The sequence below is a fragment of the Haladaptatus sp. genome (assembly GCF_049589095.1).
In the GTDB taxonomy this organism is placed as follows: domain Archaea; phylum Halobacteriota; class Halobacteria; order Halobacteriales; family Haladaptataceae; genus Haladaptatus.
Window position 1 is genome coordinate 20,213 of the sequence record NZ_JBAWAC010000538.1, and the last position, 11,235, is coordinate 31,447.

An 11,235-nucleotide genomic window follows, 5' to 3' on the forward strand; every position below is an offset into this window, starting at 1 on the left:
TCTCCCCGCTCCGAGACGAAGTTTAAGGCACCTCCGATGCAATATTCCCCCATGAGAAGCTTCAAAATCGGGAGCGCGTTCGGCATTCCGATACAACTCGACCTCACTTTCCTGCTCATCCTCCCTATATTCGCGTGGCTCATCGGAACGCAGGTGTCGTACTGGGTCACCATCCTGAACGACCTCTGGGGCCTCGGATTAACCGCCGCCCCGCTCTCGTCGGGAATGATGCCGTGGTATCTCGGCGTCGCCGCTGCGATCGGTCTGTTCGCGGGCGTCATCCTCCACGAACTCGGCCACTCCGTCGTTTCGATGCACTACGGCTATCCCATCGACTCCATCACACTGTGGATCTTCGGCGGCATCGCGCGGCTCACCGACCAACCGGAGGAGTGGTCCGAGGAGTTCTTCATCGCCATCGCCGGTCCGGTCGTCAGTATCATCCTCGGTGTTCTCTCGTTTGCCGCGCTCTTCGTCGTCCCCTCGGGCTTCGATACCGTTCGGTTCGTCCTCGGCTACCTCGCGCTGATGAACATCGTCCTCGCCGCATTCAACCTGCTTCCCGGGTTCCCGATGGACGGCGGACGCGTCCTGCGCGCGCTCCTCGCGCGAACGCGCCCGTTCGCACAAGCGACGCAAATCGCCGCCGAGGTCGGCAAACTGTTCGCCATCCTGTTGGGCATATTTGGCCTGTTCGGCGGGAACATCATCCTCATCGGTATCGCGTTCTTCATCTACATCGGCGCGACCAGCGAGGCTCAACAGTCGGTGCTCTCGGCGACGTTCCGCAACGTTCGGGTTCGTGATGTGATGACGACCGCGGACGATCTACACACGGTTTCGCCGGACACGTCCATCGCCGAACTCCTCGAAACGATGTTCCGTCAGCGCCACACCGGCTACCCGGTCATCGAGAACGGCGAACTCGTCGGCATGATAACGCTGGACGATGCCCGGAGCGTGCAGCAAGTCGAGCGCGACGCCTACACGGTTCGGGACGTGATGTCTACGGACGTGAAGACGATTCCCGCGGACAGCGACGCGATGGACGCGTTCGAAACGATCCAGCAGAACAACATCGGTCGGCTTCCCGTCATCGATACCGACGGCGACGTGGCCGGAATCATCTCCCGAACGGACCTGATGACCGCGTTCAACATCATCAACAAGAGCGGGCGTTCGGAGGACGAGTTCGCCCTCCGCGAACAGCCATCGTAGACTTCGAACCCCCGCAGAACACTGTTTGCCGTCGCGTTTATCCCCGTTCCTCGCCGAGTAGTAGGTATGTGTGGACGCCTTTCGCTCTTCGCGCCGCAGGACGAACTCGAAGACCGGTTCGATGCCACGCCGGTCCGGGAGATCCGTCCGCGGTACAACGTCGCGCCGGGGCAGGAACACCCCGTCGTCCGCAACGACGCGCCCGAGGAAATCAGCTTCCCGACGTGGGGATTGGTTCCCCACTGGGCCGACGAGTTCGGCGGCGGACACATCAACGCCCGCGCCGAGACGCTTTCGGACAAGCCGAGCTTCCGCGACGCCTACCGCGAACGTCGGTGTCTCGTGCTCGCCGACGGCTTTTACGACTGGAAGAAGACGCCGACGGGAAAGCAACCGTATCGAATGACCAGAACGGACGGGAAGCCGTTCGCGATGGCCGGGTTGTGGGAGCCATGGCAGAATGGGGAACACAAAACTTCGTTCACCGTCGTCACCACGGAACCCAACGACGTCGTCGGCGAAATCCACCATCGCATGCCCGTCATTCTCGCACCCGAGGAGGAGACGACGTGGCTCGACGGCGACGAGGACGAACGACGATCCGTGCTAAATCCCTTCCCGGCCCGAAAAATGCGCTCCTATCCGGTCTCCACGACGGTCAACAACCCGGCCAACGACTCGCCGGACGTCGTGGAGGAAGTCGTCGCCGATGAGGACGCACAGACGGGCCTCGGGGATTTCGCCTAATCGAGACGAAAAACCCGCGACTCGGTCGAACTCAGTTCTTTCCGCGCACCGTCGAATGTCGCTTTCGACTGTCCATGTCCGACCGGGAGGACGGCATCGTCGAGTGCATGTCCGTCGCACCGCCTCGACCGGGGTCACCGTCGTCCTCTTCATCCTCCGCTTCATCGGCATCGTCCTCCGCTTCCTCATCCCCTTTGAGCCTGCCGAACAGGGAACTGAACTCCTCGACGGCGTCCTCGGTCGAGAGGAACTCTCCGTTTTCCGCATCCTCGTGTTCACTACCTTCTTCGTCCGAACTCCCTTCCTCGTTGGCTCCCACGTCGCCCTCGTTTTCCGTCTCGTCCGAACTCCCCAGCGAGAATACCGACGACAGCAGGTCGCTCACGCTCCTGCTGCCGTCGTCCTCCATTCCATCCCCGCCGATACGTTCGAGGCGATCGAGCCGTTCTTCGGCGTCGAGGTTCGACCATTCGTCCGAGAGGTCGGCCATCTCCAACAGGTGTCGAAGCGAGAGCACCGCGTCGGCGTCGGCGTCCTGCATCAGCATCGGGAGGTCCGCTGGCGTCACGTCCGCCGAGTCGTGCTCGAATCCGGACGCCGTGAGCAGTTCGCCGAGCGGTGCATCGGACACCGCTTCGGCGACTGCATCGGTACGCTCGCGAACGGATTCGGCCGTTTCATTCGGTAACTCGTCGCCGTCGGTGGCGTCGAGCGCCGACCGGATCTCCTCCATCCCGTCTTCGAGGCGTCGTTCGAGGTCTGGGTCGTCGTTTGTCATCGTTTCAGTGGGCGTTCGTGGGGTGTCTTCGGCCGCAGTGTGTTCTATTCCTCATCGGCAGTGTCGTTCTCGTCCGTGTCATCTCCTTCTTCGCCGTCCTTCGCGTCCGCCGCTTCGTCTTCCTCCCCGTTGTTGAACTGCTCGACGATGGCATCGACCATCTCGTCGCGGCCGAGATTGGCCTTCACGTCGACTTCCTTCGCGACGGACTGCAGTTCGGAGTAATCCATCGTTTCGAGGAGTTCCCGGTAGGTCTCCTCCCGAATGGCTTGCACGTCGTCCGGGTTCAAATCGACATCGGCGGCATCGGTACCTCCCTCGTCGGACTCCTTTTCGTCGGACTCCCCGTCTTCGTCTTCACCCTCGCCGAGCGACTCCACCACCTCCTCAGTGGTCTCCTTCGCATCGTCCAGCGTTTCGGTCGATTCCCGCTTTTCGACGTACTCGCGAAGCGAACTCTCGATAGGGTCCCGAAACTGCGGCTTGCGCAGCGTCTTGCCGAGGGCCACGACGAACGCGCTGGCGAGACGGCCGAGCAGTGACGGGTTCTCGTCATCGCTTCCCTGAAACGGTAGCTTGGAGAGAAGCTGACCGGCCGCGACGCGGCCGAGTTTGCGGCCCGCGAGCGCGCCGACGGATTCGCCGAACGACCGCCCCAGCGATTGCCCGTCGACTTGGTCGCCGACGCTCTCGCCTTTCACCAGCGAACCGACATCGACCTGGTCGGACAGTTCGTCGGTGATCGCTTCTTTCGGGTCGGGTGTGTCGCTCATTCGGTCTCACCACCGTCGTCCGCGTCGTCTTCGCTTTCGCTCTCGGATTCATCGCTCGTTTCGTCTCCGGCTTCATCGTGCTCTTCAGTATCGCTCTCCTCGCCGTCGTCCGCTTCGCTCTCGGATGGGGTATCGAGGAGCGAATCCAGCAGCAGACCGCCGAGAACCCCGCCGAGCCACGCGCCGAGGTTGCGGCCGACGAATTCCCCGATAGTCGACCCCAGCGACTCGACGGAGGCGTCGTCTGCCACCCCAGCATCGAGCGAGGTGTCCGCGAACACCTCGTCCATATCGATGTTCCGGATGGCATCGCCGACGTCGAGCGACGAACTCTCGTCGCTCATGCTCCGGACTCGTCCCCGGACTCCTCCTCGGAGTCGTCGCCGAACATCTGATCGACGATCTCCTTGAGGAGCGTCGTGAGCAGTTCGTCGAGCGGGATGTCGGACAGCGCGTCGCGTATCGACTCACCGGCCGACTCCATCGCCGACGAAACACGACCCGAACCGTCCTCGGAGTCCTCGTCGGAGTCCTCGTCGCCGCCGAGTAACCCCTCGAAGAGACTCCCGCCGAGCAGGTTCCCGACGCCGGAGAGCAAGTTCCCCAACAACCGACCGGGACCGCTGACCGCGGAGACGTCCAACTCGACTTCGTTGAGGTCCACTTCGAGACCGAGGAGGTCGAGAAACAGCCCTTCGAGGTCGAGATACAACACCGTCGTCCCATCGTCCTCCCGATAGCCGTACTCTCCGTTCTCCCCGTCCCCTTCCGATTCGCCTTCGTCCCCTTCTCCGTTCCCCTGTGATTCTTCCCTCCCCTCCTGTGACTCCTCGGACTGCTCTTCGCTCCCCTCCGACGATTCCTCTTCGTTTCCTTCTTCGGTCGTTTCCTCGCTTTCTTCCTCCTCCCCACCGTCGGTCAACAATCGCCCTTCGTTCCGGGCGTGCTCGTCGGCGTCTTCGTCGGCACGGAAAGTGTCATCCTGATCGGCTGTTTCTGTCATGGTAACCAACGTAAATTGAATCCCGATGGTTTTACTAAGCCATTCTGGCCTTTCCCCGAGGGGTTCGGACGCTCTCTGGCGGTTTTAGGCGTAAATTCGAACGCTCTCTGACTGATGTATTCGCCCCCTATTTGGATAAATAAACACGAGTGCTACGCTTGGCCGGGATGTTCCTCGAATTTCCCTCTCGTTCTGCGTTTCTCCGAACGAGCGCGCTCGCTTCGGTAATTCAGATTGACAGATTCCGAACAAAACTCGTTTACGGTGTGCTGTCATCTCACATACTGCCCTGGCGGTACCAATGATTCAGCTCATCGACATCGACGTAGAACATACGATGGCGGAGTACGCGACGGATACGGTGCTGCGAAATTCCGTCGAAGCGATGCAGAATGCGGTCACCGACGACGTCGCCGCGCTCGACGGTCGCACCGTTTGGATGGTGAATTCGACGGCCAGCGGCGGTGGTGTGGCGGAGATGATGCCGAAACTGGTCAGTCTGTCCCGTGCGCTCGGTGTCGATGCGAAGTGGGCGGTCATCGACGTCGACGAGCCCGTATTCTTCGAGTTCACGAAGGAGATTCACAACCTGCTCCACGGTGCGGGTGACCCCGAACTCGTGGACCACGAACGGGAGATTTACGAGGCGACGAGTCGGTCGGTGGCCGACGAACTCGCCGATCGTATCGCTCCGGACGACGTCCTCGTCGTTCACGACCCACAACCGCTCGCGGCCGGTGCGATGGTCGTCGAAGAACTCGGCGTTCCCGCCGTCTGGCGCTGTCACATCGGATCCGAGGAACACTCGGAGAAATCACGGACTGCATGGAAGTTCTTGGAGCCGTGGATCAGCGACTACGATCGCACCGTCTTCACGCTTCCAGCGTACGTTCCCGACTTTTTGGCGACCGACGCGGACATCATTCCTCCCGCGATAGACCCGTTCAGCGCGAAAAACCGCCGTATGAAGCCTCAAGAAGTCGCCACGGTGCTGGCACGGGCGGACCTCATCGACACCGGTCACCCGGTCAAGCAGTTCGGCCAACCCGCCCGGCGATTGCAGGCCGATGGATCGTTCGCTCCCGCGACGAAACCGGCCGATATCGGCTTGCTCTTCCGGCCGACCATCTGTCAAATTTCACGATGGGACAGCCTCAAAGGGTTCGTCCCGCTGCTGCGTGGCTTCGCCGAACTGAAGCGCGACGTCCGGTCTGCGGCCGACTCCACCCGCTCGGACGACCATCGGAAGCGAATCGAGGACGCACGGCTCCTCCTCGTCGGTCCCGACCCGTCGTCGGTCGCCGACGACCCGGAAGGGCGGGCGGCGCTCGAAAACTTGGAGGAGGAGTGGCTCGCCCTCGATCCCGAAATACGGGACGATGCCGCCGTCATCGTCATGCCGCCCGACCAGCACGAGAGCGCGCTCGTCATCAACGCCCTCCAGCGGTGTTCGTCGGTCGTCGCCCAGAACTCGCTTCAGGAGGGATTCGGTCTCACGGTGACGGAAGCCATGTGGAAGCGGGCGGTACTGATGGGTTCCGACACCGGCGGCATCACCGCACAGATCCGCGACGGCAAGGACGGTCGATTGGTCCCGGACTCCGGCGACCCAGCATCGGTCGCCGAAACGCTCGATTCGGTGCTCGAAGCCGCCGACAAATGGGATGACTGGTCGTACAGCGCCCAGCGGCACGTCACGGACAACTACCTCGTGTTCGAGCAGGTGACCCGTTGGTTGGAAACCCTCGGACGGCTCGTCCGTTAGAGGACGAACACCAGCGGGATGAACACGACGAATCCGACGATGACGCCAGCCGACAGGTACCACGTCGGGTTCGAGAGGCTTTCACCGGCCTCCAGTCCTTCCGGCAGCACGTCGCCGATGACGAGGTACAGCATCGATCCTGCCGCGAATCCGTATCCGAACCCGAGGAACTGCTGTGCCAATCGGACGAAGTAGAACGCGATGACTGCCCCGATTGGCTGTGGAAGACTCGTGAAGAACGCGGCTCCCCACATGCGTCCGTTTCCGATACTGTCCACGTCGTTTATCGGAATCGCGGTCGCCAACCCTTCCGGGAAGTTGTGAATCGCCAGTGATCCCGTGATGGCGATGGCAACGATGGGAACGGTAAACCCGAGGATGTGAATCCCGCCCGTGTGATTGAGTTCGGCGAAGGAGACGCCGATGGCGAGTCCCTCCGGGAAACTGTGGACGAACAGGACCAGCAGGATGTTGAGGATGGTCTGGAAATCCCCCTGCGCGATGTCCTCCGGTTGGAAATCCGGTCCGTAGTGGTCTACCACGTAGTGTGCGAAAATCACGAGGAGGATTCCACAGGCGATGCCCGCACCGACGAGCAGCCACCCGCTGTTTTTCTTGTACGCTTCGAACAGCAGTCCGAACACCGACGCGGACGCCATCAATCCGCCAGCGAACCCCCAAAGGCCAACGTCGAGCTTGTCCCCGATGTCATCGACCCAGAACAACGGAACTGCCCCGAGACTCGTCCCGAACGCCGCGATCAGTCCTGCGACGAAGACGAGTACGTACGGTCCCCAGTTCATGTATGTTCGTTTGAACTACGGACTTGTAGGGCTTTCTGCCGTTTTTGGCCGACCTAAGATTTCTACCGGCCGATTAGGTATTTTTGATTATGGGATTTGTTTGGTTCGCCGAAAAATCGGACGCAGTATCCTGAATAGGGCTATTCTGCATTGAGTGGCCGTGAGAACCGTGATTTCGGGCACTCCCCGAAGTCATGAAAACGTCCGCGTTCGACGGCCGAACTTCTTGCCCACAACGGCTATCCGAGACGGTTGAGTACCCCTTTTGCGATGTCCGAAAAAACGCTCCACGAGGAAAAGCTATCGCGCAAAGAAGCCGACCGACTGGACGCCATCGCGGATCAACTCCGTGAGAAGGGTGACGCCAACGTGGACGTCGGCAACAAGACCGTCACGCTCTCGCCACGGAAGAAGATCGGCTACGAAATCGGGATTCGGGAATCCTCGTCCGTCCTCCGTGGTGACCGCGAAACGGTCACGATAAAATTGGACTGGAAACCGAAATAGCTGGACTTCGAGACTTCACACTTCTATTTTCGACAAACCACCCGCTCACGAGGTATTGTTCGCAAAAGGTCCAGGTGCGAGAATCGAACCGGAGCCAGAGGGTCCTGCTCGCTTGCTCACGGCGTTGCCGTTCGCATCGGCTGCGCGGGCTGCCGCTGGCAGGATTTGATCCTCTTCCAGGATTTTTCTTCGCTTGCCACTTGCTCGTGGCCGGTTTCGACCGCGAAACCGGCCACTCACGGTTTATCGCTCAGAAAAGGTCCAGGTGCGAGAATCGAACCCGCGTCCCAGCCTCCACAAGGCTGGAGGATAGTCCACTACCCCAACCCGGACACGCATATCGAGGTAAACGGGAGAGATTAAAATACGTTTCGGAAAGGAAGCCGCGTATGGTGGTTTCTGACGTGTTACTCGTACTCACTCTCGTTCGGTCGTCGGATTCTCCAGTCGAAATCGACGGGTACGGTGGCCGTCGAACCACGGACCGGGTTCGGTTTCCTCGAACCCGACCGCCTCGGCGACAGCGATGGTGTCGGATTCGGTTTCCGATTCGGGGAGCAGGATTTCGACCGGCATGGTTTCCCGCTCCGCGAAGCGTATCGGTTCGTCGAGGAGGCGTTCACAAGCCGACTCCGCACCGAAGAGATGGGTAACGTGGACCGTCTTCTCGTCGGCTTCGTATCCGACGAACCCGTCGATGTCCCCGTCCGATTCGGCCACGCGGACCGTCCGGTCGTGAACCACGTCGGCCATCACATCGGTCGGAACGTCGGCCAGTGCGGCGAGGCGTCCCCCGTCAGCCTCCACTGCGTCTCGGACGTTCATGTTGAATAGTTTCCGTCCCTCACATTAAACCCTTCAGCCGAACGCCCTCGTCGCCAACCCAAAGACACCGGTCGCTGGTCGAACGGACCGTGATCGATGTACCATCGTGATTGTGTATTTCGTTCCCGGCGTTACCCGTCGGTACGGGGACTCGATCTCCGAAAAAATCGCGGTGTACGTTCCCGAGCGAACTGTCGCTACTCGTCGTCCTTACCGTCTTTGCCGTGCTTCGGTTTGCAGTGATCCCAACCGCCGTGGCCGTCATCACCGTGGTGCCCGTCACCGCCGTGGTGGCTACGCTTTTTCTTCAGATCCACGTCCAACGAGAGGTCGTACCAGATGCCGATCACCGAATCTCGCGAGACACCGGTGATGTCCCCTTCGAAGCCGACGTCGAGCTTCGAGGCCGTGCAGACCTGGCCCCTGATTTCGCCGTCCGCGTACTTTTCGGTGTGAACGTTCACGTAGACGTTCCCCGCGCGAATTTCGCTGATCAGGTCCGCTATCGAATCCCCTTCGAGCGGTCCGACGAGGTCCGATGCTCGGATCGATCCCGTCGAGGCTACGTTGTTCAGGATGAGTAACTGCTGTGCGTCGACATCCTCGCCGATCAACGATGCCACGACCGGTCCGTTTTCACCCTTCTCGCCCAGGTGCAGGTGTGCGGCCGTTATCTGCGACGTCGTGTTTATCGCGAGCAGTGCGAAATCGAGTCGCTTCTTATCCGGCGTCGATCGGAACGCCGCGACACCTTCTCCGGGGCTTCTGTTCTTCGGTACTTCCTTTTTACCAGAGAGCGTGCTGGTACTGTACAGTTGCCCTTCGAGCGCGATTTGCGGGCTGTTCTTTCCTTTCGACTTCTTCCCTTTGCTCCCTTTCGAACCGTCCTTACCCATCGACGCTCCGTTACCGTTCAACATCGCATTCCCCGAACTGATGCCGGCCAATCCGGTGAGTCCCATGCCAAGCACTTGCATCGTGCGGCGTTTTCGTTGATCAACCATTTGTGATCCAACTCTGTGTTATTCCCATTTTCTATTTGTTATATATCTTCCAAATATAATACTATAGTTTCTGATATCAAAATACACACCTTGTGATCCGTAATATGTACCCTGAATCCCGTAATGGTTGGTTACTGATCTCTATAACTTCTAAAAAAGTCCGGGAGGGAACTGGGTTTCCAATTCTCTCGTTCCGTTGGGCGTAGTTTCATCTCGCTCGGATGCTAACATGTGACTATGAGTGATGTATCCGGGAACGCCGACCGGAGACCGTGCGATTTCTGTCGCCTCCCGTGTCTCGACGAGACGGTAACGCTGGCCCACGGCGAGACGACCTACGAATTCTGTTCGGAGACGTGCCGGAACGAGATGGTAGCAAACGACCGCGTGTTCACCACCTATCACGGGTTTCGCCAGATAACCACGGGTATCTCGGCGCTCGACGAGCATCTTCCGGAAGGGTTGCCACGCAACTCGTTCATCCTGCTGTCCGGGGAAGGTGGGACGCGCGACAACGCCATCGGGACCGAACTCGTCTGGCGGACGCTTCGGCGCGGCGAACCGGCAATCGTCGTCAGCTTCACCGAACCGCCGATTTCGGTCATCGAGCAGTTCCTCTCCTTGGAGTGGAACGTCCTTCCGTATCTCGAATCCGGACAGCTACACGTCCTCGACTGCTTCACCTACCGGGTCAGCGACCGCGACCGGATGTTCACCCGGATGGACGAGTGGAACCACTTCCTGCACCACGTCACTGCGCCCGTCACGACGACGGTTCGTGACCCGAGCGATACGAGCGAACTGCAAAACAAACTCGACAACTGTCTCGAATCGCTGTCGATGAGCGATACGGGTATCGTCGCAATCGACTCGCTGACCGAGTTCGGAACGCTCGTTCAGCCCGTCCAAGCGTACGATTTCGTCAAGGACATTCGCGCGGACGTCTGCAAAGGAAGGTTCGTCACCGTCTTTGCGGGAGCGACGTTCGCCGGGGAAGAGAACGCGTTTCCGCACGACATGAGCTACGTCATCGACGGCCTCGTCGAGTTGCAGTTGAACGGATCGCTCGTCGACGACGTGCTCATCAAACGGATCCGCATCCGCAAGATGAACGGCGTGTTGACGATTCCCGAGTGGGTCGCCTACGAGTACACGAGCGGAGACGGGTTGATATCGTTCGACCCGATCGAGGAAATGGAATCGGCCGAGGAAGCCATCGAATCCGACGAACAACCGAGTTCCGATCGGAACGCTCGGTCGGAGCTAGACGCGTCCGAATGAACGGTGACGGGTCGCTGTCGAGTTTCAGTGATGTAACGTGTTCTACAGGCGGAGCAGGCCGAGGAAGTTCACACGGACCCTTCGAAGACGGCGTACCCGACCGTCTCGGGAACGTGACTCGTTTCCGTATCGGCGCTCTCCTCCTCTTCGATCTTCACCTCGACACCGTTCCCAGTGAGGTTTCGATACCGAAGCTCCGCGGTGTCGCCGCCGTTGAGCGTCTGCATATCGGCGTAGAACAACGGCGAATCGTACCTGTTGCCGAAGGATATCCGTTGCCACTCCTCGGTAATCTCCTCATCAGCTTGCCGTACTTCGAACACCCGCCCGTCGATCCGTCCGGACCTTCGCTGGAGAGCGATGTACCCGACCGTCTCGCTCACGTGCCCGTCTTGGCCCTCTTCCTCCTGAAGTCTCACTCCGAACGAATTGCCGGTGATTTTCGATAGCCGTGAGATGACCGGGTCGGAACCGTTGGCCGTCTGTGGCTGTGCAAATACGACCGGTGCCGTCCCCCCGAAGAAATCCCCC

At 60.1% G+C, this 11,235-nt stretch carries 12 protein-coding genes, 1 tRNA gene and 1 pseudogene; 5 read left to right on the forward strand and 9 right to left on the reverse strand.

Going from position 1 to position 11,235, the window contains the following annotated elements; all coding sequences use genetic code 11:
- The first annotated feature begins 51 nt into the window (after positions 1-51).
- On the forward strand, positions 52-1,218 hold the full coding sequence (locus tag WBV42_RS16925; RefSeq protein WP_423987066.1) for a CBS domain-containing protein: 1,167 nt from the start codon (positions 52-54) through the stop codon (positions 1,216-1,218).
- A 66-nt stretch (positions 1,219-1,284) separates the two neighbouring features.
- Positions 1,285-1,965 (forward strand): SOS response-associated peptidase, encoded by a 681-nt coding sequence (locus tag WBV42_RS16930; protein WP_423987067.1) that lies wholly within the window; start codon positions 1,285-1,287, stop codon positions 1,963-1,965.
- A gap of 31 nt (positions 1,966-1,996) precedes the next feature.
- Here WBV42_RS16930 and WBV42_RS16935 read toward each other — a convergent pair whose 3' ends face one another.
- From WBV42_RS16935 to WBV42_RS16950, 4 genes are read right to left on the reverse strand one after another with little or no spacing between them, the layout of a single operon-like run.
- Complete coding sequence (locus tag WBV42_RS16935) at positions 1,997-2,743, reverse strand: hypothetical protein (RefSeq protein ID WP_423987068.1); 747 nt, start codon at positions 2,741-2,743, stop codon at positions 1,997-1,999.
- Between the two features lie 44 nt (positions 2,744-2,787).
- Positions 2,788-3,516: a hypothetical protein gene (locus WBV42_RS16940; protein WP_423987069.1), complete on the reverse strand. Its 729-nt coding sequence runs from the start codon at positions 3,514-3,516 to the stop codon at positions 2,788-2,790.
- The gene (locus WBV42_RS16945; RefSeq protein WP_423987070.1) at positions 3,513-3,860 is read right to left on the reverse strand and encodes a hypothetical protein; all 348 of its coding nucleotides are present in this window, start codon (positions 3,858-3,860) and stop codon (positions 3,513-3,515) included. Before WBV42_RS16945 ends, WBV42_RS16940 begins: the two co-directional genes overlap by 4 nt.
- The gene (locus tag WBV42_RS16950; protein ID WP_423987071.1) at positions 3,857-4,519 is read right to left on the reverse strand and encodes a hypothetical protein; all 663 of its coding nucleotides are present in this window, start codon (positions 4,517-4,519) and stop codon (positions 3,857-3,859) included. Before WBV42_RS16950 ends, WBV42_RS16945 begins: the two co-directional genes overlap by 4 nt.
- A 301-nt stretch (positions 4,520-4,820) precedes the next feature.
- On the opposite strand from WBV42_RS16950, the gene WBV42_RS16955 reads away from it, so the two are divergent.
- The gene (locus tag WBV42_RS16955; protein WP_423987072.1) at positions 4,821-6,284 is read left to right on the forward strand and encodes a glycosyltransferase; all 1,464 of its coding nucleotides are present in this window, start codon (positions 4,821-4,823) and stop codon (positions 6,282-6,284) included.
- Here the strand turns inward: WBV42_RS16955 and WBV42_RS16960 are convergent.
- On the reverse strand, positions 6,281-7,087 hold the full coding sequence (locus tag WBV42_RS16960) for a ZIP family metal transporter (protein ID WP_423987073.1): 807 nt from the start codon (positions 7,085-7,087) through the stop codon (positions 6,281-6,283). The two genes, WBV42_RS16955 and WBV42_RS16960, sit on opposite strands and share 4 nt — an antisense overlap.
- A 270-nt stretch (positions 7,088-7,357) precedes the next feature.
- On the opposite strand from WBV42_RS16960, the gene WBV42_RS16965 reads away from it, so the two are divergent.
- A complete protein-coding gene (locus WBV42_RS16965; protein ID WP_423987074.1) occupies positions 7,358-7,594 on the forward strand; it encodes an amphi-Trp domain-containing protein in 237 nt (78 codons plus the stop codon).
- Between the two features lie 259 nt (positions 7,595-7,853).
- On the opposite strand, the gene WBV42_RS16970 is transcribed toward WBV42_RS16965, so the two are convergent.
- The 3 genes from WBV42_RS16970 to WBV42_RS16980 form a co-directional block, all read right to left on the reverse strand.
- Positions 7,854-7,926, reverse strand: a tRNA-His gene (locus WBV42_RS16970).
- 85 nt (positions 7,927-8,011) lie between these two features.
- Positions 8,012-8,419, reverse strand: coding sequence for a hypothetical protein (locus WBV42_RS16975; protein ID WP_423987075.1), 408 nt, complete (start codon positions 8,417-8,419; stop codon positions 8,012-8,014).
- Between the two features lie 197 nt (positions 8,420-8,616).
- A complete protein-coding gene (locus WBV42_RS16980) occupies positions 8,617-9,423 on the reverse strand; it encodes a CHRD domain-containing protein (RefSeq protein ID WP_423987076.1) in 807 nt (268 codons plus the stop codon).
- A 237-nt stretch (positions 9,424-9,660) separates the two neighbouring features.
- On the opposite strand from WBV42_RS16980, the gene WBV42_RS16985 reads away from it, so the two are divergent.
- Positions 9,661-10,704 carry an ATPase domain-containing protein gene (locus WBV42_RS16985; RefSeq protein WP_423987077.1) on the forward strand — a complete coding sequence of 348 codons (1,044 nt, stop codon included), beginning with the start codon at positions 9,661-9,663 and terminating at the stop codon, positions 10,702-10,704.
- Positions 10,705-10,772: 68 nt separating this feature from the next.
- Here WBV42_RS16985 and WBV42_RS16990 read toward each other — a convergent pair.
- Positions 10,773-11,235, reverse strand: a pseudogene (locus tag WBV42_RS16990) (hypothetical protein); the annotation flags it as partial.